This window comes from Yoonia maricola (assembly GCF_002797915.1).
Lineage (GTDB): Bacteria > Pseudomonadota > Alphaproteobacteria > Rhodobacterales > Rhodobacteraceae > Yoonia > Yoonia maricola.
On sequence record NZ_PGTY01000001.1, the window covers coordinates 393,935 to 417,104 of the forward strand.

Below are 23,170 nucleotides of genomic sequence, written 5' to 3' on the forward strand. Positions count from 1 at the left end.
TGCTTTGTAGGTCAGTATTTTTGACCTATAGTTGTTCCAACGCTTTTGACGCACGAGGAGGTGCGAGATGAGCCATCAGGATGTGTCACTTAATGATCGGTACGACCTGACCAAACACCAGGTTTTGCTCAATGGCACGCAAGCTCTGGTGCGCCTGATGTTGATGCAGCGCGCGCTTGACGCGGCGGCCGGGTTGGATACCGCTGGCTATGTCACTGGGTATCGTGGATCGCCCTTGGGCGCGGTCGATATGCAGATGACCCGCGCCAAAGATGTGCTTGAGCCTGCGCAGATCACCTTTCAGCCGGGATTGAACGAAGATCTTGCAGCAACCGCCCTTTGGGGCAGCCAGCAGGCCGAGCTGCGCGGTGAAGGCAAGCATGATGGCGTCTTTGGCCTGTGGTACGGCAAAGGCCCCGGTGTGGACCGCTCGGGTGATGTGATGCGCCATGCCAATATGGCGGGCACGTCGCCCCATGGCGGGGTGATCATGGCGATGGGCGATGATCATACCGGTGAAAGTTCGACCACATTGCACCAGTCCGATTGGGCGATGATCGATGCTTATATGCCCATCGTGTCGCCTGCCGGTGTGCAGGAGATTCTGGATTATGGTCTTTATGCGTGGGAATTGTCGCGCTTTGCCGGTGTCTGGGTTGGCCTGAAGACGATGAAGGACACGATTGAGGTCACATCTGTTGTGGATGCGAACCCTGATCGAGTGTCCTTTGTCCGCCCTGAGATCAAGATGCCGGACGGCGGTTTGAACATTCGCCTTGTCGATACCCCGCAGTTGCAAGAAGCGCGGATGATCGACCACAAACGCTTTGCGGCCGAGGCGTTTTCGCGCGCCAACAAGATGGACCAGCGCAAATGGGGCAAGCCGGGGGCGAAGATTGGTTTTGTTGCCGCCGGTAAGAACTGGCTGGACTTGCAGCACGCCCTGTCGCTGCTGAATATTGATGAGTCTGAGGCACAACGGCTGGGGATCACCACCTATAAGGTTGGGCAGGTCTGGCCGCTGGATATGGCGTCGTTTCATGAATGGGCGGAAGGCCTTGATCTGATCGTGGTGGTCGAGGAAAAGCGCAAGCTGATCGAAGTGCAGGTCAAAGAAGCGATCTTTGATGACCGGCGTGGGCGCCGCGTGTACGGGTGGCACAAAGGTGACGAACACACCGAAGGCCGCCGCGAAGAGGTGTTCCAGACCAAAGCGGATATCAATCCGATTGTTGTCGCCGAAAAGCTGGGTCAGATTTTGATCGAAGAAGACAGATGCTCGGCCCGTGTTGCAGCCGGGGTTATGGCCTTGTCAGAGGCGCGTCGCGCTGACAATGCGCCCGAGATTGCGCAGCGTTTGCCATATTTCTGTTCAGGCTGTCCGCATAATTCATCGACCAAAGTGCCCGAAGGGTCGCGCGCCTACGCAGGTATCGGCTGTCATTATATGGTGCAGTGGATGGATCGTGACACCGTTGGTTTCACCCAGATGGGCGGCGAGGGCGCCAATTGGGTGGGTGAGGCCCCGTTTTCGACCCGTGACCATGTATTCCAAAACCTTGGCGATGGCACCTACAACCACTCTGGCGTGCAGGCCATTCGCTTTGCGCTGATGGCCGGCACCAACATCACCTATAAAATCCTGTATAACGATGCGGTTGCGATGACCGGCGGGCAGGGTAATGACGGCGGGCTGACCGCTGACCAGATTTGCCGTGAAGTGCAGGCCATGGGCGTGCGCAACATTGCTTTAGTCTATGATGAAAAGGAAAATATCGCGCTGGATGAATTCCCAGATGGGCTGGACGTGCATGAACGGGCCGAGCTGCCCGCGGTACAAGAGAAATTCAGCAAATACAAAGGCGTGTCTGTCATTGTCTATGTGCAAACCTGTGCGGCGGAAAAGCGACGGCGCCGCAAGCGCGGACAGTTTCTCGACCCTGACAAGCGTGTGTTTATCAACACTGATATCTGTGAAGGTTGCGGCGATTGCGGTGTGCAATCAAACTGCGTGTCCATCGTTCCGGTCGAGACGGAGCTGGGGCGCAAACGTGCGATTGATCAGTCGTCGTGCAACAAAGATTTCTCTTGCGTTAACGGGTTTTGTCCGTCCTTCGTGACCGTTGAGGGCGCGAAGATCCGCAAAGAGGCGACAGCCCAAGTTGACCTGCCTGATATGCCAGCACCAAAGCTGCCAGAGATTTCCGGCACCCATAACATCGTGATCACCGGCGTTGGCGGCACGGGCGTTGTGACGATCGGTGCGGTCCTTGCCATGGCGGCCCATATCGATGGCAAAGGGGCTGGCATGATGGAGATGGCAGGGCTCGCCCAGAAGGGCGGCGCTGTTCACATTCATTGCCGTATAGGTGAAAAGCCTAGCGATATCAGCGCGATCCGGGTTGCGACCGGTGAATGCGATGCGTTGATTGGTGGCGATCTGGTGGTCTCTGCCGGGGCCAAGACATTGGGATTGATGAAGAACGGACGCACGAAGGGCATTGTTAATAGCCATGAGATTATCACCGGGGACTTTACCCGGAACACTGAATTCCGTTTGCCGACCGACGACCTGAAACTGTCGCTTGAGGCGCGCCTGGCAGACCGTTTGGCGATGTTTGATGCCTCTGATTTGGCCAAGGCGTTACTGGGCGACAGCATTTATTCGAATATGATGATCTTTGGTGCGGTTTGGCAAATGGGAGCAATCCCAGTAAGTTACGATGCGATCTTGCGCGCTGTGGAGTTGAACGGCGCGGCGGTGGAGCGTAACAAGCGGGCGTTTGAACTGGGGCGGTGGGCGTATTTGCATCCAGATGATGCCAAGGATTTGCTTGCGCCCACTGTTGTGACGCTGCCGCAGTCTCTGGCTGACAAAATCGCCTTTCGTGAGGCACATTTGACGGCTTATCAGGGCAAGCGTTTGGCGAAACGCTATCGCCGCTTGGTTGATCAATTCACCGACGAGGCGCTGCGCGAGGCGGTGGCGTTGGGCTATCATAAGCTGTTGTCCTATAAGGATGAATACGAGGTTGCGCGGTTGCTGGCGCAGACTAAGGACAAAGCGCAGGCGGAATTCGAAGGCGATCTGAAACTGACCTATCATCTTGCCCCCCCGATGCTGACCCGGACTGGCCCAGATGGGCGACCTGCCAAGAAAGCATTTGGTGCGCGCATGGCATGGGCTTTCCCGAAGCTGGCTAAACTGAAATGGCTGCGCGGTACGCCGTTTGATCCTTTTGGGCGCGCGGCGGAACGTCGAATGGAGCGGGCGCTGATCAAACAGTATGAGGTAGATATGGCCGAGGTGCTGGGCGTTGCGCGCGCGGATACACGCGAGGCCGCGATTGCCTTGGCAGGGTTGCCGCGCGATATTCGCGGTTTTGGCCCGGTGAAAGAGGCAAACGCGCGCAAAGCGGCCAAGCGCCGCGAAGAATTGCTTGCGGTTTTGCGTGCAGCGCCGATGCAACAGGCGGCAGAGTAACAATCTTTGTCATGGGATTGTTGGGCGCGCATGATATGCAACGTCAACTGAATACGATGTAAGAGCTGTTGATGCCCAACACCGAACGCCAAGTCGCCCGTGATATTACTTACGCCTCCTCTGCCAAGGGACGCAGCGGCCGCGTGATGATCCGAGTGATGGAAAACACCACCGGCCGTTTGCGCATGATCCGCAAGGCGCGGGGCTATGATGCCGAGGTCGCAGCGGGCGCTGATTTCTGGCAGGTGATGTCAGAACGCTATGGCGTGAACCTGAACGTGGTGGGTGGTGCGCTTGAAAATATTCCGGCCACCGGGCCATTGATCGTGGTTTCGAACCATCCCTATGGCATTCTTGATGGGCTGATGATGGGCCGCATTCTGTCCGAACGCCGTCAGGGTGATTTTCGAGTGTTGGCGCACCGCATTTTTCGCCGCGCGCCGGATCTTGAGCGGATCATCCTGCCGATTTCCTTTGATGAAACGAAAGAGGCCGCCAAGCTGAACCTTGAGACGCGGAGCAAGGCGGTAGATTACCTTAAATCAGGCGGTGCCATTGGGATTTTTCCGGGCGGCACCGTGTCCACCTCTGCAACCCCATTTTCCAGGCCAATGGACCCAAGTTGGCGGACCTTCACAGCCAAGATGATTTCTAAATCCGGCGCGACCGTTGTGCCCGTCTTCTTTGAGGGTCACAACAGTCGTCTATTTCAGTTGGCTAGCCACCTGCACAGCACGCTGCGCACCGGCATGTTCATTCGAGAATTCAAGGCCAAGATCAATAAACCGGTTCGCGTTGTGGTCGGGGAACCCATTCCTGCCGACACGTTGGCCCAATACAAAAAAGACCCCAAAGGGTGCATGGATTTCCTGCGCAAAGCCACGTATGAGTTGAGCACAAGTCCGGTGGACCCCAGTTCGCTGGGGCATGAGTTTGAACAGAAGTACAAGGCACGCAATGGCAGTGGGCATATTCGATAGCGGGCTAGGGGGGCTCACGGTGCTGGACGCCGTGGCGAAACGTTTGCCTGATGTGCCGCTGGTTTACATGGGCGATAGCGCGCATGCGCCTTACGGCGTGCGCACGCCAGATGATATCTATGATTTGACTACAGCGGCGACGCAGCGCTTGTTTGATGCGGGCTGCGATCTGGTGATCCTGGCCTGCAATACTGCTTCTGCCGCAGCTTTGCGCCGGATGCAGGAAGGCTGGGTGCCTGAGGGCAAGCGCGTGTTGGGTGTATTTGTTCCGCTGATCGAAGCGCTGACCGAACGGCAATGGGGCGATAACTCACCCCCACGCGAGGTGAATACCAAACATGTCGCACTTTTTGCGACGCCTGCGACCGTGTCGAGCCGCGCGTTCCAGCGTGAGTTGGCGTTCCGCGCAATCGGTGTGGATGTCGAGGCGCAGGCATGTGGCGGTGTCGTGGATGCCATTGAGGATGGCGATATGATTTTGGCTGAGGCCTTGGTCAACAGCCATGTGGATGCGCTCAAGCGGAAGATGCCAGAGCCGGATGCGGCTGTTTTGGGCTGTACGCACTACCCGCTGATGGCGCAGGAATTTCAGAAGGCGCTTGGACCGGATGTGAAGGTCTTTAGTCAAGCTGAGTTGGTCGCCGAAAGCCTTGCCGATTATCTGGAACGGCGGCCTGAGATGGTTGGCCCCGGCACTGCGCCAGCTTTCCTGACAACCGGTGACCCTGTGCAGGTGTCCAACCGCGCGACGCAGTTTTTGCGACGACAAATAACCTTTGACGCCGCGTAAACCAATTTTCGAACATTCATCCCAAGGGATACTCTTATGACCTATAACGTCGCCATTCTTGGCGCTTCTGGTTACACCGGTGCCGAACTCGTGCGCCTGATCGCAACACACCCCAGCCTCAAGATCACAGGGCTGTCCGGGAACTCCAAAGCAGGCATGGCCATGGCGGATGTGTTCCCACATTTGCGCCACTTGGATCTGCCTGTTCTGACGACGATTGAGGAAATGGACCTCAGCGCCGTCCATCTGGTGTTCTGCGCGCTGCCGCATGCCACGTCACAGGCCGTGATCTCCAAATTGCCAAAGAACCTCAAGATCATTGATCTTTCGGCTGATTTTAGGCTGCGTGATCCTGCTGATTATGAAAAATGGTATGGTAAAGGCCATGCTGCGACCGAAATGCAGGGCGAGGCTGTTTACGGTTTGACCGAATTTTACCGTGATCAGATCAAGGATGCCCGGCTGGTTGCTGGCACCGGCTGCAACGCGGCCACGGGCCAATATGCGCTGCGGCCATTGATCGAAGCAGGAGCAATTGATTTAGATCAGATCATCATCGACCTGAAATGTGCAGTATCAGGCGCAGGACGCAGCCTGAAGGAGAACCTGTTGCACGCGGAACTGTCAGAAGGGGCCCATGCTTACGCCGCTGGCGGCACGCACCGGCACTTGGGTGAGTTTGATCAGGAGTTCAGTGCCATCGCAGGCCGCCCTGTTCATGTGCAATTCACGCCACACCTTATTCCCGCCAACCGCGGCATTTTGGCAACCTGCTATGTGCAGGGTGATCCAGCGACTATATATGACACGCTGAACGCCGCTTATGCGGACGAGCCGTTTATTGAGGTACTGCCGATGGGACAACATCCGTCGATCAAACATATCCGGGCATCGAACTTTTGCCATATTGGCGTGGTCGCTGACCGTGTGCCGGGGCGGGCGATACTGATTGCGGCCTTGGATAACCTGACCAAAGGGTCTTCGGGGCAAGCGTTGCAAAACGCCAACCTGATGCTGGGCCTGCCAGAGACAGAGGGCCTGATGCTGGCCCCGGTGTTTCCATGACAGGTGGTCTCAAAAGCCTCAAAAAGCGTCGCCGCATTCAGGTGATTTCCATGGCGGGGGTCAGCATTGCGCTGGTCCTCGTGCTGCTGTGGTTTTTGCCGGATGACAGCTTTCAATTCTTCCGTTCTCCTTCGGAAGTTGCTGAAGCACCGCCGCCGCCTAACGAGCGTTTCCGTATTGGGGGACTTGTTGCAGAAGGGTCCATCGTGCGTGGTCAGGGTGAGCAGGTGAGCTTTTCTGTCACCGATGGGGGTGCTGTTGTGCCTGTTGTCTATACTGGCATCCTGCCTGATCTTTTCGCCGAAGGTGAAGGGATGGTTGCACAAGGAAATTACGTCAATGGCCGCTTTGAAGCCGTTGAAATTCTTGCCAAACATGATGAAACATACATGCCTTCCGAAGTGATTGATGCTTTGAAAGAGCAAGGCACCTATGTCGAGCCGGACGGTGCTGTCGCCACCAATTAACCTTTAAGGAACAGTCTTTGCCCCGACCTTGTGGAAGGGATCAAGATGCAGACTGTTACCGAAATCGCGCAAGAAATCGTGTCCCGTGAAGGGGGCTATGTGAATGATCCCGACGATCCGGGCGGGGCGACAAATTATGGTGTGACAATCCACACAATGCGCCGGTTGGGCCTTGACCTGACCAAGGACGGGCAGATTGATGAAGATGACGTGCGCGTCCTGACACGCGCCCATGCAGTATCTATCTTTGTCGAACATTATTTTCGCCGGCCGCGGATTGACCGGCTGCCTGCGCCGCTACAGGCGAGTGTTTTCGACATGTATGTGAATGCCGGGGCCAATGCGGTGAAGATATTGCAGCGGTTGCTGGGGGATATGCGAATTTCCGTAAACGTCGATGGCGTGATTGGCCCGCAAACCATTGCTGCGGCAAAACAGGCGATAGCGGCGGCCCCCGATCATCTGGCTGATGCTTACGGTATTGCGCGGCGCAATTATTACTACGACCTCGCCGATCGCCGCCCGGCCAGCCGCAAATATGCGCGCAGGCGCGATGGCGGCAAGGGCGGGTGGATCAAACGGGCGGAGGAGTTTGTGTCGGACAAGTATCGTCTGACCGATGCGCAGCATAAGGCAAGGGTTTCAAAATGGGTGTGATGTCAGGGATCATGAGCTTCCTTTTTGGGGACGGGCGCAATGTCGTGGTGGAAACCGCACAGGTGTTTCGCGAGAATGCCGAGAACGGGGCGGTCCGCGCGGCCTCGTCCCGGTCAGAGAGCCTCGCGCAGTTTGCAGCAGAGTTCGTGCACCCAAACCGGGGTGCATTTGACCGGGTGGTGGATGGGCTGAACCGTCTGCCACGCCCCGCGCTGGCCTTGGGCACGATCTGGCTCTTTGTGATGGCGATGATACAGCCCGAAAGGTTTGTTCAGGGCATGGAAGGCCTAGCCTTTGTGCCGGAACCGCTTTGGTGGCTGATGGGGGCGATTGTCAGCTTTTATTTCGGCGCACGCCATCAGGCGAAAACGCAGGAATTTCAACGCTCTGTCGCGATGAGCTTTGCTGCCGCGCAACTACAACCGGAAGAAACTGGGAAACCCAGCACAAATCCCGCGCTTCAAGATTGGCAGGCTGATGATGCAGACTGAGGCGACAGGTTATCTGGAACGTCGAATTGTTGCACTGGAGATGCGCAACGCTGTTGATGACGTGCACCGCACCAATGTTGCAAGACGGCTCAGCGCAATTGAAGACACGCTGAAGTGGCTTGTCCGCCTGGTGATTGGCGCTCTTTTGATGGCAGGTGTCACCTATGCCGTCCAAGGTGGTTTGGCGATCTGAGGGTGCGCCAAAATGTACCGCAGATGTGAGCGGTCGGGGATGTTGCCTGTGCTGTCAATGCGCTATCATCTGTCTCATGTTGATAGAACTTGGACACTTTGCTTTGATTCTGGCTTTTGGCATCGCCATCATCCAGACGATCGTGCCAATGGTTGGCGCACACAAAGGCAACGCCGGCTGGATGGCAGTGGCGGAACCTGCGGCGACCGTGCAATTCCTGTTGACCGCGTTTGCCTTTGCGGTGCTGACCTGGGCCTTTGTGACCTCTGATTTTTCGGTGCAACTGGTGTACCTGAATTCCCACACGGATAAACCGATGATCTATAAGATCACTGGCGTCTGGGGGAACCATGAGGGGTCCATGCTGCTTTGGATGGTCATCCTGACGCTGTTTGGCGCCTGCGCGGCATGGTTTGGCGATGGGTTGCCAGCACGTTTGCGAGCGCGGGTGTTGTCGGTGCAGGCCTCGATTGCAGTGGCTTTCTTTGCTTTTGTCCTGTTCACGTCCAATCCGTTTCTGCGTCTGGAGGTGCCGCCGCTGAATGGCCGCGATCTCAATCCGCTTTTGCAGGACCCCGGTTTGGCCTTCCACCCGCCGTTTCTGTACCTCGGCTATGTCGGTCTTAGCATGTCATTCTCTTTCGCCATTGCCGCCTTGATCGAAGGCAGGGTCGATGCCGCATGGGGCCGTTGGGTGCGCCCTTGGACTTTGGCGGCCTGGATGTTCCTGACCGTGGGCATCGCGCTTGGGTCGTGGTGGGCCTATTATGAGCTGGGTTGGGGCGGTTTTTGGTTCTGGGATCCGGTTGAAAACGCGTCCTTTATGCCTTGGCTGATTTCGGCGGCCTTGCTGCATTCCGCCATCGTCGTGGAAAAGCGCGAGGCCCTGAAGGCCTGGACAATCCTTTTGGCCATCATGGCCTTTGGGTTTTCACTGCTAGGCGCATTTATTGTACGTTCTGGCGTGCTGACGTCGGTGCATGCCTTTGCCAATGACCCCGAGCGGGGCATGCTGCTGTTCTACATTATGTGCTTCTATGTTGGCGGGGCGTTGGTTTTATTTGCGGCCCGCGCCGCAGAGATGGAATCAAAAGGCGTCTTTTCGACTGTCAGCCGTGAGAGCGCGCTGATCCTCAACAACATTCTGCTGTCTGTTAGCTGCTTTGTTGTGTTCATCGGCACGATGTGGCCTTTGGCGGCAGAGTTATTTTTTGGCCGGGTCTTATCGGTTGGACCACCTTTCTTTGACGCGGCCTTTACGCCCTTCATGGTCGCACTGGCGATTGCGTTGCCCTTTGGGTCAATCCTTGCGTGGAAACGCGGCACTTTGAACCGTGCCTCCAATGCGTTGGTAGGCTGGCTGGTGTTGGCTGTCGCTTTGGCCGGGCTCGCTTATGCGATCCAGAGCGGCAACTCAGCACTTGGTCCGATTGGTGTGGCCTTGGGTGTTTGGGTTGTCGGTGGCGCGATTGCCGATCTGTGGATGCGTAGCGGGCGAGACACCGTGATGGAGCGTTTGCGGCGTATGACACGCCTGCCGCGCGCGGATTGGGGGAAGGCCACAGCGCATATCGGGATGGGTGTGACGATCTTTGGGATCGCAGCGATGCTCGCGTGGGAACAGGAAGACATCCGCGTTGCCCAAATTGGTGACAGTTGGAACGTTGGTCAGTTTGAATTCCGCCTTGATGGGGTGAATCAGCTGGATGGGCCGAATTACATCACGACAATGGCTGATATTTCCGTCTGGCGGGGCGACAGCCAAGTGGGTGATCTGCATCCGGAAAAACGTTTCTATCCGGTGGCGAATATGCCCACAACCGAGGCTGCAATCATCAACGGGGTGATCCGCGATATCTATGTCGTTGTTGGCGATCCACAGGATAATGGCGGGTGGGCCGTACGGATCTACCTCAAACCCTTTGCAAATTGGATTTGGGGTGGGGCAATCTTGATGGCCTTGGGGGGCTGTTTCTCGCTCTCTGATCGGCGTCTGCGCGTTGGGGCAGCCTCGGCCAAAAGAACTACCGCCAAAGCGGTGCCTGCGGAATGAAGCGGCTCGCCATCATCGTGATGCTTTTGGCATCGCCGCTTTGGGCGGTCGACCCAAATGAGATGCTGGATGATCCGGTGCTGGAAGACCGTGCGCGCGCCTTGTCGCAAGAACTGCGTTGCCCGGTTTGCCGTAATGAAAGCATCGATGAAAGCAATGCGGCCCTAGCGCAAGAGCTGCGTATCGTGCTGCGGGAACGGATGGTAGCAGGGGATACGGATCAGGAAGCGCTGGACTTTATGGTGTCGCGTTATGGAGAGTTTGTATTGCTGCGCCCCGACGCGCGGGGGGCAAATCTGATTTTGTGGTTGGCTGCACCGGCATTGCTTTTGATCGCTCTTGGCATTGGCTGGTCGACAATCCGCGCCAAACGTCCTGTAGATAAGGACCTGTCAGAGGCTGAAAAAGCCGAATTAGAGAAAATATTGGGGTCGTGACGCCCGGTAGGGCTTTCCTAAACTGATCAGTTCACTAGGTTAAGGTCAGTTTGTATAAGGAAGCTCGCGCATGGATTATCAGGCCATCACACTTGTCATTCGCAACTCGGTTGCAGTGATCACACTGAACCGCCCCGACATGATGAACGCCCTTAACACGCAGATGCGGGCCGAAATTACGCATGCGATGAAGGTGGCGGAAAAGGATGCGCGTGTTGTGGTGCTGACGGGGGCTGGTAAGGCGTTTTGTTCCGGCCAGGATCTTGGCGATGGGGGCAGTGCCGCAACCCTTGATCTGGAGCGGACGTTGCGCGACGAATATGTGCCGATGCTGAAGGCGATCTTTGATTGCCGGGTGCCGACCATTTCTGCTGTAAATGGGCCAGCGGCTGGGGCAGGGGCGAACCTTGCGCTGGCTGCGGATGTGGTCATCGCCTCTGACGCGGCCTATTTCATCCAAGCCTTCACCCGCATCGGCCTGATCCCGGACGCAGGCGGCACCTATTGGCTGCCACGTCAGATGGGCGCAGCCAAAGCGATGGGGGCGGCACTTTTTGCCGATAAGATCAGCGCGCAGCAGGCCTGCGATTGGGGTATGATCTACGAAACCGCGCCTGCGGCGACGTTTCTTGAGCATGTGCAGGGCCGTGCCGCGCATTTGGCTCAGGGACCAACAGTCGCCTATCGCCAGTTGAAGAAAGCAATCCGCGGGTCGTTTGAGAACTCCTTGGATGACCAATTGGCCTTGGAGGCGAAACTGCAAGGGCGCTGCGGAAAGACGCGCGATTTCCAAGAGGGCGTGGTTGCATTCCTAGAGAAGCGTACGGCGGTTTACGAAGGTCGTTGAGCTGCAATCAAGTAAGCCGCATCTTCAGGCGGCGACTGTTCGATCCGACGATAGACGCTGCCATCGACGGTGCGTTGCAGCAACCGATGTTCGACCATAGAGCGGCGCAGGATGGCGTGATCGTTGAAGCTGTGCCGCGCGTTCAGCACATCGTTCACCTGGCTTTCGGTGATGTCCTGTTTGGCTGGTATGGCCGCCCAGAACACCCATAAACACAATCCTTGCACAGAGGTTTGTTTGGGCCACCGGGTCATAAGGCCGTCTTGCCAAATATGCATGGCGCGGGCCAAGCGTTTGTTCTGCATCGGGGTGGGGATGGCCGCAGTTGGCTTTGCTGCTTTGAGGTGTTGATAGTTCTCGTACCCGGCGGCTTTGGCCACAAGCCCCAGCATGGCCGCATGGCCCGGCAGTTGATCGTGTTGTTTCAATGTGTTCCGCAGGGATTTGGTGAACATCGACAGATCGTCAATGGTGATCGAGATTATCTCGCGTGTCATACGGTGGCCTTTCAACGTATCAACTGGCCCCGATATTGCGGGGTGATGGTCGCCCTTGTCGTCCAGCCTTGTGAAAAGGTCAGCGCGAAATGTCTTGCCAATATCAGGTCTAGCGTGACCCAAATGGGTCGGCGACGCCTTGGTGAACTGATGACCACCTTTGTCCTAACGCACCTGAGCGGGTCGTGGCAAGGCAAAGTAAACGCTATCTGACCACTCTCCATTGATGCAGAATGTATTTTTCGCGCGATGTGTTTCCTCAAACCCAAGTGATTTCAGCAACCCGACCGATGCGGCATTTCGTGGGTCTGCATCAGCCGTGAGTTGCGCGTGATCTGTCACCTTAAAAAGGTAGGGGATGATCGCATGCATGGCCTCGGTCACGATGCCTTGCCGCCAGTAGGCCGGATGCAACAGAAATCCGACCTCATCGGTTTTATGCATGCCCGCGGTGCCGATCGTGCGACCGTCCTTCTCAATCACAAAATAGGTCAGTTGTCGCGCGGCTGATGCTATCAGCCGGTCAAGGTTTTCCTGTGTCCTTTCAGGGGTTTCATGCGGTGCGGTTGACCAATACCGCATGGCGCGCCGGTCGCTGAAGATCGCGTGCAGGTCCATCAGGTCATCCTGCGTGGCAGCCCGCAGGATCAGGCGTTCAGTTGTCAGGGTCATGAAAGAAAAAGGCCGCCCGAAGGCAGCCCTGTCATCTTACCGTTTTTCGATATCGACATAGTCGCGCTGCAATTCACCCAGATAAAGCTGGCGCGGACGACCGATGCGGAGCTGTGGATCAGCAAGCTGTTCTTTCCATTGCGAAATCCAGCCTACGGTGCGGGCCAGCGCAAAGATCGGCGTGAACATTGAGGTGGGGAAACCCATCGCCTCTAGGATGATGCCGGAATAGAAGTCCACGTTCGGGAACAGTTTCTTCTCGGCAAAATACGGATCGGCCAGCGCTTGTTTTTCAAGCTCTTTGGCGACCTGCAAAATGGGGTTGTTTTCAACACCCAGCAAGTCAAGCACCTCATCCGCGCTTTCTTTCATCACGGTCGCGCGCGGGTCGAAGTTTTTGTAAACGCGGTGGCCAAAGCCCATCAGGCGGTAGCTGTCGTTCTTGTCCTTGGCGCGAGCAATAAACTCTGGGATGCGGTCAACAGTGCCAATTTCCTTGAGCATCTCAAGACAGGCCTGGTTCGCACCGCCGTGGGCGGGGCCCCAAAGGCACGCGATACCCGCAGCGATACAGGCAAATGGGTTGGCCCCGGAAGAGGACGCCAAACGGACGGTCGAGGTCGAAGCGTTTTGTTCGTGATCTGCGTGCAGCGTGAAAATCCGGTCCATCGCGCGGCTCAGGATCGGGTTCACGTTGTATTCTTCGGCAGGGACAGCAAAGCACATGTGCAGGAAGTTCGCTGCATAGTCGAGGTCATTGCGCGGATACACGAACGGTTGCCCGATAGAGTATTTATAGGCCATGGCGGCAACCGTTGGCATCTTGGCGATCAGACGGATCGTTGCGACCTCACGCTGGTGCGGGTCGTTGATATCGGTGCTGTCATGATAGAACGCTGACATCGCGCCGACGACACCGACCATCGTAGCCATGGGGTGCGCATCGCGGCGGAACCCGCGGAAAAAGTTGTGCATCTGTTCGTGGATCATCGTGTGATTGGTCACGAGGGATTCGAATTTTTCGAGCTTTTCCGCAGACGGAAGTTCACCATAAAGCAGCAGGTAGCACACTTCCAGATAGTGAGAATTGGCTGCAAGCTGATCAATCGGATACCCACGGTGTAGCAGAACACCCTTATCACCGTCGATAAATGTAATCGTGCTGTCGCAGGCCGCAGTGGAGGTAAACCCAGGGTCATATGTAAAAACATCCGCTTGCCCGTAAAGCTTGCGAATGTCGATGACGTCAGGTCCGCTCGTGGGGGAGTGAACGGGCAAATCATATGTTTTGCCCTTGAGCGTAAGCTTTGCTGTATCGGTATTCTCGGCCATGTTTTTTCCCCTCTCGGTCCCGCGCTGAGTGACAGCGCAGCGGCATCATTCTCGTTGGCATCCAGTTAACTGCTATTCGTAACGAATAGGTTTCAGTCGGCGGCATCCTGTAGCCGGGCGATGGTTTCATCTTGCCCCAGGACCAACATCATATCGAACATACTGGGTGAAACCGCGCGTCCCGCGAGTGCCGCGCGCAAAGGCCCGGCCAGCTTGCCTAGTTTCATGTCATGAGCTTCGGCAGTGGACGCGACGATCCCCTCCAGGATGTCTCGGGACCAGCTAGCATTTTGCAACTGCGGCGTCAATTCCGCTAGTATACCACGGGATACATCGGTCAGGTGGTTGGCGGCTTTCTCTTCCGGTTCAATCGGGCGGTCTGTCAGGATAAAATGTGCTTTATCAATAAGTTCCGGAAAAGTCTTTGCCCTTTCTTTGAGGCAATACATCGCCTTCGATAATCCGCTCTTTTGCGCCTCAGTCAGCGGATCAGCACCGGTTGCCGCAAGGAAACCCTGCAATTCTTGCAGCAGTGCAGCATCGGCAGCGACGGCCATGTGCTGACCACAGATATTTTCGAGCTTCTTGAAGTCAAAACGGGCAGGTGACTTACCGATTCCGTTTAAATCAAACCACTCTCGCGCCTGTGCGTCCGAGAAGAATTCATCATCCCCATGGCTCCATCCCAACCGGGTAAGATAGTTGCGCATGCCCGCCGCCGGATAGCCCAAGGCCTGATACTCAGCGGCACCTGTTGCGCCATGGCGCTTTGACAGCTTTTTCCCATCGGGGCCAAAGATCAGCGGGATATGCGCAAGTGTCGGTTTATCCCATCCCATCGCCTCGTAAATCAGGTTTTGACGAAAAGCATTGGCCAGATGGTCATCGCCACGGATCACATGGGTAACGCCCATATCATGGTCGTCCACAACAACGGCCAGCATGTAGACCGGTGTGCCATCAGAGCGCAGCAGGATCATATCGTCCAGCTGGTCATTGGACCAGGTTACATCGCCTTGTACCTGATCTTGCAGCGTCTTCTGGCCTTCGCGGGGTGCTTTGATGCGGATCACGTAAGGGGCATCAGGGTGATCAGCTTCTGCCACATCCCGCCATGGTGAGCGGAACAGGGTCGATGTTTTCGCGGCCCGTGCCATTTCGCGAAAGGCCTCAATTTCATCCTGGGTGCTGAAGCATTTATAAGCCGCACCTTTGGCCAGCAGCTCATGCGCGACAGCTGCGTGACGGGTGGCGTTGGCTGCCTGGCTGGACGGTTCCCCGTCCCAATCAAGGCCCAGCCATGTCATACCATCCAAGATCGCTTGGCGGTTTTCATCGGTAGACCGCGCCTTATCGGTATCCTCGATCCGCAGCAGAAACTTGCCGCCACGCCCACGAGCATAAAGCCAGTTGAACAAGGCGGTGCGCGCGCTACCAATGTGCAAAGCACCAGTGGGCGACGGGGCGAAACGTGTGACGACGGACATGGGGATATTAACCTTTCGCTAACCAGCTTTCCGGTAGGGTTCCGGCTTGGGTGGGGATAAAAGACTACGGGGTGAAGGACAAGTGCGCGCGCAGATTGAAGCAGCACTACTGGCGCAACGCGGATCATTGATCGGCTGGGTGCCGGTATGTCTGGGCGTTGGCGTCGGCACTTATTTTGGGCTTGGATCAGAGCCTGACACCTTTGTCATGGTCAGCCTGTGCTGTGCGGGTCTTGCTGCCATGGTTTCTGCGCGTCTGGTGCCGACTGCCTTTGCGCCTTTGCTGATTGCGGTCGCCTTGGCTTTGGCGGGAGTTTGCGCTGCAAAATACCGGGTCACATCGGTTGAGGCACCGATCCTGAATTTCCGCTATTACGGCCCGATTGAGGGCAGGGTGATCAATATTGATCGATCAGCCAGTGATGCAGTGCGGCTGACGCTTGATCGTGTGGTGCTGGCAAGGATGGCACCAGAGCGTACGCCGGCTCGGGTGCGTGTTTCATTGCATGGCACGCAACCTTTGGCGGGTTTTACGCCGGGTGATGTGCTGATCTTAACGGGGCATTTGTCGCCACCTGCAGGGCCTGCTGAGCCGGGCGGATTTGATTTTCAACGCCATGCCTGGTTCTTGCAATTGGGCGCTGTAGGATACACCAGAACTCCTGTTTTGCGCCTAGATGTTCCGGATGCGCTGGATTTGGGGATGCGTCTATTTGCTATGCGGATGGCCATTTCCAGCGCCGTGCAAGAAGCCATGCCGGGTGAGCCGGGGGCCTTTGCGGCGGCGATCATGACGGGGGACCGTTCTGGCATCGGGCAAGGGACGCTGACCGATTTGCGGACGGCCAACCTTGCGCATTTGTTGGCGATTTCGGGGCTGCATATGGGGTTGCTGACCGGGTTTATCTTTGCCGTTGTGCGCTATGGGCTTGCGCTGATCCCTGGTGTCGCCTTGCGGTGGCCTACGAAAAAAATCGCTGCCATTTGCGCTTTATGCGTAGGTGCGTTCTATTTGGCGTTGTCCGGTGGGAGTGTTTCGACCGAACGCGCTTATATCATGGTGGCGGTCATGTTCGTGGCCATCTTGTTGGGGCGGCGCGCATTGACGTTGCGCGCGGTGGCGATGGCGGCAATCATCGTGTTGCTTTGGCAACCTGAGGCTTTGGTCGGCCCGGGTTTTCAGATGTCTTTTGCGGCGACCACGGCGCTGGTTGTTGTCTTTGGCGCGTTGCGACGTTTTGATTTATCGGGACTGCCGCGTTGGACCCGGCCTATCTTGTCGGTTGTATTGTCATCTTTCGTGGCGGGGCTTGCGACCGCACCTTTTGCCGCCGCCCATTTCAACCAGATTGCGCACTATGGGTTAATTGCCAATGTGTTGAGCGTGCCGTTGATGGGGGCGCTTGTCATGCCGGCGGCCGTCCTCGCCGTGTGTTTGGCACCTTTTGGGCTTTGGGGTGTTGGATTGTGGTTAATGGAAGTCGGGCTGCGGTGGATCCTGTTTGTGGCTGCGGCGGTGTCGTCCCGTGACGGTGCGCTTGGGCATGTCTGGGCACCTGATTGGTATGTTTTGCCCCTCTTGTCGTTGGGGTTGCTGTGGATCGTTCTGGTCACGGGGCGAGGCAGGTTGGGGGGCGTTATTCTGGTCGCCGCCGCCGGGGTGTTTTGGCACCAGACAGAGCGCGCCGACTTACTGGTTGCCGACAGCGGATCTTTGATTGGGTTGCAGGGCGCTGATGGGCGTATCCTGTCCAAGGCGAGCGGCAATGGGTTTGTCGCAGGCATCTGGTTGGAGAACGACGGTGGCCCTGTTCCACAAGCGCAGGCGGCCGGCCGCACCGGATTGCATATTGAAGGCCGCGTGACTGAGGCAACGCTTGGCGGCTGGCGCGTGCTGCAGGTGGCAGGCAAAACAGCTTTGGCCGAACTGGCGGGATGTGCGGGGGCGGATGTATTGATCAGCAATCAGGTTGATGCGGGTATTCGGCCTTGCGTGGTCTATGATTTGGCGCGGTTGCGTAACACTGGCGCGCTGTCGCTGAATGTTGCGCCAAATGGTGATCTTTTGATTGATACGGCGCATGCGGTGGCGGGGCAACGCCCGTGGAACATGCGTCAAGGCGATCTGCCTGCGCCCATCCGCCTATCATTGGCGCAAAGAAAAAGGGCCGCTGATGCCACCCTTTTAACCCAAAATCAAACGGATCAGTAGGTACGGATCAACCCGACCAAACGGCCCTGCACCTTGACCTGATCATCGCGGAAAACCCGTGTTTCATAAGCCGGGTTTGCCGCCTCAAGCGCTATGGCGCTGCCATTGCGGCGAAAACGTTTCAGCGTGGCCTCATGCCCTTCGACCAAGGCCACAACAATATCGCCGTTGTCGGCCACCGTTGTTTCGCGGATCACAACCACATCACCGTCGTTGATCCCGGCGTCAATCATGGAATCCCCTTTTACCTCAAGGGCATAGTGATCACCGGCCCCAACCATGGACTGCGGAACGGAAACATTTCGGGATGCTTCGCTGATCGCCTCAATCGGGACACCGGCGGCGATCCGGCCCATCATTGGCAGATCAACCGCGCCCGTATCGACGGGCAAGGCGGTGACAGGGGTGCTGTCGGGCTTGTCCCCATCAATGACGCGAGGGGTAAACCCTGTCTTGGTTTGCATCGCCTCTGGTAGTTTCACAATCTCCAATGCGCGCGCACGGTGGGCGAGGCGACGGATAAAACCGCGTTCTTCCAGTGCCGTGATCAACCGGTGGATTCCGGACTTGGAACGCAGATCAAGCGCCTCTTTCATTTCATCGAAACTGGGTGGCACCCCGTCGCGCTGGACGCGCTTGTGGATAAACTCCAACAGGTCGAGTTGCTTTTTGGTCAACATTGCGCTGCTCCATTGTCACGTTTTGCATATGTTCTATGCATGTTCTTGTTTTGTGTCAACTGGGACCTGGTTTTGATGGTGAGTGCAGGATAGCACCGGCGGTAGTTTGATTGGACGACGCAAGTTAAAGGCGGATGATATCGATTGCGTCGCCTGTTTTACGTGCCGGATCATTGATGGGGCGCACGGCGAGGCAATTGGCCTCGGCGAGAACAGAGAGCAGGGCGCTGTCTTGGCGGTCGAAGATTGTGACGCCATTGGTGCTGATATGCGCACGCATGTAGTGTTCGCGCGGGCCGTTTCTGGGCGCGTCCTTCGCCAGCGGGTGGGTTTCGCGCGGGGCAGAGGTTTGCCCAAGCCCCAGCATTTTGCGGATCAATGGTGCGATAAAGATATGCCCGCAGACCATCGCCGAAACGGGGTTACCGGGTAGTCCGACCATTGCGGCATTGCCCATCCGGCCTGCCATGAGCGGTTTTCCGGGGCGCATGGCGACTTTGTAAAAGCTTCGGTCCATCCCTTTAGCCTGTGCAACTTGGCCCACCAGATCGTGATCCCCTACAGATGCACCGCCGATCGTGACGATCAGGTCAGCATCGGCGGCCAGGTCAAAGGCCAGCTCCAAAGAGGCAGTCGTATCGCGCGCGATGGGCAAAAGCCGGGGATGCGCACCAAGGTTTGCAAGAAGTGCTGCCAGACCATAGCTGTTTGATGCGATGATCTGGTCGTCATTTGGGGTTTCGCCCGGTTGTACCAATTCATCACCTGTCGCGATGATCGCAACGATAGGACGGTGTGTCACAGGCACTGTTGCGATGTTCATTGCTGCCAGCAGGGCGATATCGGAAGGGGCCAGCAGGCGCGGTGCTTTGATAACGTCCCCGGCGTGAAAATCGGCCCCTGCGGGGCGGACATGCGGTTTGTCATTGGCGCTAGCGTCCAGTGTAATGGCATTGCCATCACGCGTGATATTCTCCTGAATGATGACATGGTCGGCGCCATCAGGAAGCGGTGCGCCGGTAAAAATGCGGACCGCTTGGGCTGGCCCCACAGTGCCGTCCCAACGATGGCCTGCTGCGGCTTCGCCAATCACCTCGTAGGTTTGGCCGGGTTTGATCAATGTGCGGCTGACGGCATAGCCATCCATCGCAGAGGCCGCAAAGGGGGGCTGGTTGCGCATCGCTGTCACGTCACTGGCAAGAACGCGACCGTTTGCTTGTGTAAGAGGGACGTCTTCTGCCGGAAGCGGCGTGACAAGGGCGAAAAGCTGGTCGAGTGCCTCAGCGACGCTGATCATGAATTCTCGAACCGGCCTGATTTGCCGCCATCTTTGAAGGTCAGGCGGACCCCGCCGATTTCCATGTCCTTTTGGACGGCTTTCACCATGTCATAGATGGTGAGGGCGGCGGTGCTGACCGCGGTTAACGCTTCCATTTCGACCCCGGTTTGTCCGCCGGTTTTGACCGTGGCGGTGATGCGGATTCCGGGCAGTGTGGTGTCTGGCGAGAGATCAAGCGCCACTTTGGTGATCGGTAAAGGGTGGCAAAGAGGGATCAGTTCAGCGGTTTTTTTTGCCGCCATGATGCCTGCGATACGTGCAATCCCAAGGACGTCACCTTTGTTGGCGCGGCCGTCGTTGATGAGCGCGAGTGTTTCCGTGGTCATTTTGATCTGGCCTTCTGCAATCGCGGTACGTGCGGTCACGGGCTTGTCCGAAACATCGACCATATGTGCCTTGCCGTTCCTGTCGAAGTGCGAAAGGCCGGCCATCACATCATCCCCGTAGCAGGATTGGCCAGAAGGGTGCGCGTTGCGGCAGCCACATCATCCTGCCGCATCAGGCTTTCGCCGATCAGGAAAGTGCGCGCGCCGTAGCGCGCCATATCAGCCAGTTCTTCGGGGGTGTTCAGCCCGCTTTCGCAGACGATCATGCGGTCCGTTGGCACGAGCTTGGAAAGCGTGCGGGTTGTGTCCAGCGTGGTTTCGAAGGTTTTGAGGTTACGGTTGTTGATCCCCATAAGCGGGGATTTTAGCGCGGTTGCGCGCTCAAGTTCTGCCGCGTCATGGACTTCGATCAGCGCATCCATGCCCCAGGAAAACGCTGCATCCTCAAGCTCTTGCGCCTGTGCATCGCTGACGCTGGCCATGATGATCAAGATGCAATCGGCGTGCAGCGCGCGCGCCTCGGCAACCTGATAGGTATCATACATGAAATCCTTGCGCAGGGCGGGCAGATCTACGGCAGACCGGGCGGCGGTCAGGTAGCTGTCGTCGCCTTGGAAGGAGGGGCCATCGGTCAGGACGGATAGGCAGGTTGCGCCGCCGTCTGCGTAGGCTTCAGCCAGTACCGGTGGGTCGAAATCGGCGCGGATGAGGCCCTTGGAAGGGCTGGCCTTCTTGATTTCTGCGATAAGGCCGTAGCCTTCGCGCGCGGCATCGGACAGCCTCGCGGCAAACCCGCGCGTTGGCGGTGCTGCTTTGGCGCGCGCTTCTACCTCATCCAGCGGGACAGCGGCTTTCCGGTTTGCCACCTCTTCGAGCTTGTAGGTTTTGATCTTTTCGAGAATGTCGCTCATGGGTCCGCCCAGCTGATTGGCTCTTGGCCTTGATCAATAAGCCACTGGTTCACCTTTGAAAATGGGCGCGACCCGAAAAACCCGCGATGGGCCGAAAGGGGCGAAGGATGCGCTGATTGCAAAATCAGATGATCAGGGGCGAGGTATTTGGCGTAAGCCTGCGCGGGACCACCCCAGAGGATGATCGCGCGGGGACGGTCGCCCAGACGTTCAAAAACTTGCCGGACCAGCGTGGACCAACCCAGTTTGGCGTGGGCTTTCGGTTGGCCGGGTGGCACCGTAAGGGCGGTATTCAGCAAAAGGACACCTTGGTCGGCCCAATCCTGAAGCGCGGTTTGGCTGCGGGATCTGCCGGTATCACTTTGAATTTCCTTAAAGATATTGCCAAGGCTGTCGAGCCTGCCACCAAACTGTGCCGGGATCGAGAACGCCAGACCATCAGCTTTGCCCGGCGTGTGGTAAGGGTCTTGGCCAAGGATCACAACGCGAACGGCATCTGGCTGCGTCCGTGCGAGGGCGGCGAAGGTCAGCGCCGGTGGCGGGAGCACATCACCGTCAATCTTGGACGTAATCTGCGGCAGATCATTGGTAAAAAACGGCAATGTGCCCCAATCGCCCAGACCCGTCAGATCAAACATCAGGCGGCCGCTGTAACGCGCGCCAGCGTCTCGACCGCCCGTTTTGCCTTGCCGCTATCGATGCTGTCGCGGGCCAATGCGACCCCTGCTTTCAGATCGGCGGCCTTGTCGGCGACGACCAGAGCGGCGGCTGCGTTGAGCAGGACGGCATCGCGGTAAGCCCCTGTGCCCCCCTCTAGCAGAGCCATCAAGGCCGCAGCGTTTTCCACTGGCGTGCCACCAAGGATATCGCGGAAATCATGTACCGGTAGGCCAGCATCTTCGGGGTGGATTTCACGCGATGTGATCTTGCCATCTTCGAGGGCGGCCACGGCTGTTGGCCCACAGATGGTGATTTCATCGGTGCCATCGCTGCCGTGGACGAGCCATGCTTTTTCGGTGCCGAGTTGTTGCAAGGTTTCGGCCATCGGGAAAATCAGATCTGGGGCAAAGGCGCCGGTCAGTTGTCGCTTTACGCCAGCGGGATTGGTCAATGGTCCCAATATATTAAAGATCGTTTTTGATCCCAGTTCAACCCGCACGGGGCCAACGTGTTTCATCGCTGGGTGATGCATCGGGGCCATCATAAACCCGATCCCGGCCTCTGCGATGGCCTGTTCCACCACATCTGGCCCGACCATCACATTGATGCCAAGTGCAGATTGCACATCTGCGGTCCCGGATTTGGACGACAGGTTGCGGTTGCCGTGTTTGGCCACAGGCACACCGGCGCCTGCCACAACAAAAGCTGTCGCGGTTGAGATATTCAGCGTATGTTTACCATCTCCGCCAGTGCCGACGATATCCATCGCGCCGGGCGGTGCTTTCACAGGCACGCAGTGGGCGCGCATGACGGCAGCGGCGGCGGCATATTCGGCCACGGATTCGCCACGGGCGCGCAAAGCCATCAGGAAACCACCAATTTGTGCAGGTGTTGCCGCCCCTTCGAACAGGTAGCCGAATGCCTCTTCCGCTTGCGCACGCGACAGCGGGCCCTCGGATGCCGCAAAGATCAGCGGCTTCATTGCATCGCTCATGCGGGCACCCTTGTCATTTTAAGGAAATTCTGCAGCAGTTGATGGCCATGCTCTGACCGGATGCTTTCAGGGTGGAACTGGACACCATGAATGGGTAGTTCGCGATGCTGCAGGCCCATGATGGTGCCGTCGTCCAGCTCAGCGGTAATCTCAAGGCTGTCGGGCAGGCTTTCACGCTCCACAATCAGCGAATGATAGCGGGTGGCGTCAAACGGGCTGGGCAGACCTTCAAACAGGCCTTTGCCGCTGTGTTTCATGACACCCGTTTTGCCGTGCACGATCTCATGACAGCGTGTCACTTTGCCGCCAAAAGCTTCGCCAATGGCCTGATGGCCGAGGCAGACACCCATCAGAGGCATCTTTGTCTCGGCTGCGGCATGAACAAGCGCCAGACAAATCCCTGCCTGAGATGGATCGCAAGGACCCGGCGATAGCATGATCGCTTCGGGGCGCATCGCCATCGCCTCTTGTACATTCAAGGCGTCGTTGCGCTTGACGACGACATCAGCACCCAATTCCCCCAGATAATGGACAAGGTTATACGTAAAGCTGTCATAGTTATCGATCAGTAGCAGCATGGCGAAATCCCACGAAGA

23 protein-coding genes are annotated in these 23,170 nt (G+C 57.3%); 12 read left to right on the forward strand and 11 right to left on the reverse strand.

The window, feature by feature from the left end:
- The first annotated feature begins 67 nt into the window (after positions 1-67).
- The 11 genes from BC777_RS02010 (at position 68) to BC777_RS02060 (ending at position 11,464) form a co-directional block, all read left to right on the forward strand.
- Complete coding sequence (locus BC777_RS02010) at positions 68-3,484, forward strand: indolepyruvate ferredoxin oxidoreductase family protein (protein WP_100366494.1); 3,417 nt, start codon at positions 68-70, stop codon at positions 3,482-3,484.
- A 71-nt stretch (positions 3,485-3,555) separates the two neighbouring features.
- The gene (locus tag BC777_RS02015) at positions 3,556-4,464 is read left to right on the forward strand and encodes a lysophospholipid acyltransferase family protein (protein ID WP_100366495.1); all 909 of its coding nucleotides are present in this window, start codon (positions 3,556-3,558) and stop codon (positions 4,462-4,464) included.
- Positions 4,442-5,254, forward strand: a complete 813-nt coding sequence (locus BC777_RS02020; RefSeq protein WP_100366496.1) for a glutamate racemase — start codon at positions 4,442-4,444, stop codon at positions 5,252-5,254. Before BC777_RS02015 ends, BC777_RS02020 begins: the two co-directional genes overlap by 23 nt.
- Before the next feature lie 36 nt (positions 5,255-5,290).
- Complete coding sequence (gene argC / locus BC777_RS02025; RefSeq protein ID WP_100366497.1) at positions 5,291-6,319, forward strand: N-acetyl-gamma-glutamyl-phosphate reductase; 1,029 nt, start codon at positions 5,291-5,293, stop codon at positions 6,317-6,319.
- Positions 6,316-6,786, forward strand: a complete 471-nt coding sequence (gene ccmE, locus BC777_RS02030) for a cytochrome c maturation protein CcmE (protein WP_100366498.1) — start codon at positions 6,316-6,318, stop codon at positions 6,784-6,786. Before argC ends, ccmE begins: the two co-directional genes overlap by 4 nt.
- Positions 6,787-6,831: 45 nt before the next feature.
- A complete protein-coding gene (locus BC777_RS02035) occupies positions 6,832-7,443 on the forward strand; it encodes a holin-associated N-acetylmuramidase (RefSeq protein WP_100367958.1) in 612 nt (203 codons plus the stop codon).
- Positions 7,434-7,934, forward strand: coding sequence for a holin family protein (locus BC777_RS02040; RefSeq protein ID WP_100366499.1), 501 nt, complete (start codon positions 7,434-7,436; stop codon positions 7,932-7,934). The genes BC777_RS02035 and BC777_RS02040 overlap by 10 nt, the downstream gene beginning before the upstream one ends.
- The gene (locus BC777_RS02045) at positions 7,921-8,127 is read left to right on the forward strand and encodes a hemolysin XhlA family protein (RefSeq protein ID WP_311135464.1); all 207 of its coding nucleotides are present in this window, start codon (positions 7,921-7,923) and stop codon (positions 8,125-8,127) included. The genes BC777_RS02040 and BC777_RS02045 overlap by 14 nt, the downstream gene beginning before the upstream one ends.
- A gap of 76 nt (positions 8,128-8,203) precedes the next feature.
- Positions 8,204-10,180, forward strand: coding sequence for a heme lyase CcmF/NrfE family subunit (locus BC777_RS02050; RefSeq protein ID WP_100366500.1), 1,977 nt, complete (start codon positions 8,204-8,206; stop codon positions 10,178-10,180).
- Positions 10,177-10,617 carry a cytochrome c-type biogenesis protein gene (locus BC777_RS02055; RefSeq protein ID WP_100366501.1) on the forward strand — a complete coding sequence of 147 codons (441 nt, stop codon included), beginning with the start codon at positions 10,177-10,179 and terminating at the stop codon, positions 10,615-10,617. The genes BC777_RS02050 and BC777_RS02055 overlap by 4 nt, the downstream gene beginning before the upstream one ends.
- A gap of 70 nt (positions 10,618-10,687) precedes the next feature.
- Entirely contained in the window at positions 10,688-11,464 is a 777-nt protein-coding gene (locus BC777_RS02060; protein ID WP_100366502.1) for an enoyl-CoA hydratase-related protein, read from the forward strand.
- Here the strand turns inward: BC777_RS02060 and BC777_RS02065 are convergent.
- The 4 genes from BC777_RS02065 to gltX all read right to left on the reverse strand — a co-directional run bounded on the left by BC777_RS02065 (position 11,449) and on the right by gltX (position 15,452).
- Positions 11,449-11,961 carry a DUF2087 domain-containing protein gene (locus tag BC777_RS02065; RefSeq protein WP_100366503.1) on the reverse strand — a complete coding sequence of 171 codons (513 nt, stop codon included), beginning with the start codon at positions 11,959-11,961 and terminating at the stop codon, positions 11,449-11,451. The two genes, BC777_RS02060 and BC777_RS02065, sit on opposite strands and share 16 nt — an antisense overlap.
- A 165-nt stretch (positions 11,962-12,126) precedes the next feature.
- Positions 12,127-12,633 (reverse strand): GNAT family N-acetyltransferase, encoded by a 507-nt coding sequence (locus BC777_RS02070; protein WP_100366504.1) that lies wholly within the window; start codon positions 12,631-12,633, stop codon positions 12,127-12,129.
- Between the two features lie 36 nt (positions 12,634-12,669).
- Positions 12,670-13,965, reverse strand: a complete 1,296-nt coding sequence (locus BC777_RS02075; protein ID WP_100366505.1) for a citrate synthase — start codon at positions 13,963-13,965, stop codon at positions 12,670-12,672.
- A gap of 92 nt (positions 13,966-14,057) precedes the next feature.
- Positions 14,058-15,452 carry a glutamate--tRNA ligase gene (gltX, locus tag BC777_RS02080; protein ID WP_211095318.1) on the reverse strand — a complete coding sequence of 465 codons (1,395 nt, stop codon included), beginning with the start codon at positions 15,450-15,452 and terminating at the stop codon, positions 14,058-14,060.
- A 46-nt stretch (positions 15,453-15,498) separates the two neighbouring features.
- Between gltX and BC777_RS02085 the strand changes: the two genes are divergently transcribed.
- The gene (locus tag BC777_RS02085) at positions 15,499-17,664 is read left to right on the forward strand and encodes a ComEC/Rec2 family competence protein (protein ID WP_100366507.1); all 2,166 of its coding nucleotides are present in this window, start codon (positions 15,499-15,501) and stop codon (positions 17,662-17,664) included.
- Here BC777_RS02085 and lexA read toward each other — a convergent pair.
- From lexA to BC777_RS02120, 7 genes are all read right to left on the reverse strand, one after another.
- Positions 17,658-18,344 (reverse strand): transcriptional repressor LexA, encoded by a 687-nt coding sequence (lexA, locus tag BC777_RS02090; protein ID WP_100366508.1) that lies wholly within the window; start codon positions 18,342-18,344, stop codon positions 17,658-17,660. The genes BC777_RS02085 and lexA overlap by 7 nt on opposite strands.
- A 124-nt stretch (positions 18,345-18,468) precedes the next feature.
- On the reverse strand, positions 18,469-19,641 hold the full coding sequence (locus BC777_RS02095) for a molybdopterin molybdotransferase MoeA (protein ID WP_100366509.1): 1,173 nt from the start codon (positions 19,639-19,641) through the stop codon (positions 18,469-18,471).
- Positions 19,638-20,114: a cyclic pyranopterin monophosphate synthase MoaC gene (moaC, locus tag BC777_RS02100; protein WP_100366510.1), complete on the reverse strand. Its 477-nt coding sequence runs from the start codon at positions 20,112-20,114 to the stop codon at positions 19,638-19,640. Before moaC ends, BC777_RS02095 begins: the two co-directional genes overlap by 4 nt.
- Positions 20,114-20,920, reverse strand: coding sequence for an indole-3-glycerol phosphate synthase TrpC (gene trpC / locus BC777_RS02105; protein ID WP_100366511.1), 807 nt, complete (start codon positions 20,918-20,920; stop codon positions 20,114-20,116). The genes moaC and trpC overlap by 1 nt, the downstream gene beginning before the upstream one ends.
- A complete protein-coding gene (locus BC777_RS02110; protein ID WP_100366512.1) occupies positions 20,917-21,558 on the reverse strand; it encodes a uracil-DNA glycosylase in 642 nt (213 codons plus the stop codon). The genes trpC and BC777_RS02110 overlap by 4 nt, the downstream gene beginning before the upstream one ends.
- Positions 21,558-22,574, reverse strand: a complete 1,017-nt coding sequence (trpD, locus tag BC777_RS02115; protein ID WP_100366513.1) for an anthranilate phosphoribosyltransferase — start codon at positions 22,572-22,574, stop codon at positions 21,558-21,560. Before trpD ends, BC777_RS02110 begins: the two co-directional genes overlap by 1 nt.
- On the reverse strand, positions 22,571-23,152 hold the full coding sequence (locus BC777_RS02120; RefSeq protein WP_100367960.1) for an anthranilate synthase component II: 582 nt from the start codon (positions 23,150-23,152) through the stop codon (positions 22,571-22,573). The genes trpD and BC777_RS02120 overlap by 4 nt, the downstream gene beginning before the upstream one ends.
- Between the last annotated feature and the right edge of the window lie 18 nt (positions 23,153-23,170).

Excerpts from the sequence above, each read along its gene's own strand:
- BC777_RS02010 (WP_100366494.1), top strand. The coding sequence starts at position 68 with ATGAGCCATCAGGATGTGTCACTTAATGATCGGTACGACCTGACCAAA.
- BC777_RS02015 (WP_100366495.1), top strand. The coding sequence starts at position 3,556 with ATGCCCAACACCGAACGCCAAGTCGCCCGTGATATTACTTACGCCTCC.
- BC777_RS02020 (WP_100366496.1), top strand. The coding sequence starts at position 4,442 with ATGGCAGTGGGCATATTCGATAGCGGGCTAGGGGGGCTCACGGTGCTG.
- argC (WP_100366497.1), top strand. The coding sequence starts at position 5,291 with ATGACCTATAACGTCGCCATTCTTGGCGCTTCTGGTTACACCGGTGCC.
- ccmE (WP_100366498.1), top strand. The coding sequence starts at position 6,316 with ATGACAGGTGGTCTCAAAAGCCTCAAAAAGCGTCGCCGCATTCAGGTG.
- BC777_RS02035 (WP_100367958.1), top strand. The coding sequence starts at position 6,832 with ATGCAGACTGTTACCGAAATCGCGCAAGAAATCGTGTCCCGTGAAGGG.
- BC777_RS02040 (WP_100366499.1), top strand. The coding sequence starts at position 7,434 with ATGGGTGTGATGTCAGGGATCATGAGCTTCCTTTTTGGGGACGGGCGC.
- BC777_RS02045 (WP_311135464.1), top strand. The coding sequence starts at position 7,921 with ATGATGCAGACTGAGGCGACAGGTTATCTGGAACGTCGAATTGTTGCA.
- BC777_RS02050 (WP_100366500.1), top strand. The coding sequence starts at position 8,204 with ATGTTGATAGAACTTGGACACTTTGCTTTGATTCTGGCTTTTGGCATC.
- BC777_RS02055 (WP_100366501.1), top strand. The coding sequence starts at position 10,177 with ATGAAGCGGCTCGCCATCATCGTGATGCTTTTGGCATCGCCGCTTTGG.
- BC777_RS02060 (WP_100366502.1), top strand. The coding sequence starts at position 10,688 with ATGGATTATCAGGCCATCACACTTGTCATTCGCAACTCGGTTGCAGTG.
- BC777_RS02065 (WP_100366503.1), bottom strand. The coding sequence starts at position 11,961 with ATGACACGCGAGATAATCTCGATCACCATTGACGATCTGTCGATGTTC.
- BC777_RS02070 (WP_100366504.1), bottom strand. The coding sequence starts at position 12,633 with ATGACCCTGACAACTGAACGCCTGATCCTGCGGGCTGCCACGCAGGAT.
- BC777_RS02075 (WP_100366505.1), bottom strand. The coding sequence starts at position 13,965 with ATGGCCGAGAATACCGATACAGCAAAGCTTACGCTCAAGGGCAAAACA.
- gltX (WP_211095318.1), bottom strand. The coding sequence starts at position 15,452 with ATGTCCGTCGTCACACGTTTCGCCCCGTCGCCCACTGGTGCTTTGCAC.
- lexA (WP_100366508.1), bottom strand. The coding sequence starts at position 18,344 with ATGTTGACCAAAAAGCAACTCGACCTGTTGGAGTTTATCCACAAGCGC.
- BC777_RS02095 (WP_100366509.1), bottom strand. The coding sequence starts at position 19,641 with ATGATCAGCGTCGCTGAGGCACTCGACCAGCTTTTCGCCCTTGTCACG.
- moaC (WP_100366510.1), bottom strand. The coding sequence starts at position 20,114 with ATGGCCGGCCTTTCGCACTTCGACAGGAACGGCAAGGCACATATGGTC.
- trpC (WP_100366511.1), bottom strand. The coding sequence starts at position 20,920 with ATGAGCGACATTCTCGAAAAGATCAAAACCTACAAGCTCGAAGAGGTG.
- BC777_RS02110 (WP_100366512.1), bottom strand. The coding sequence starts at position 21,558 with ATGTTTGATCTGACGGGTCTGGGCGATTGGGGCACATTGCCGTTTTTT.
- trpD (WP_100366513.1), bottom strand. The coding sequence starts at position 22,574 with ATGAGCGATGCAATGAAGCCGCTGATCTTTGCGGCATCCGAGGGCCCG.
- BC777_RS02120 (WP_100367960.1), bottom strand. The coding sequence starts at position 23,152 with ATGCTGCTACTGATCGATAACTATGACAGCTTTACGTATAACCTTGTC.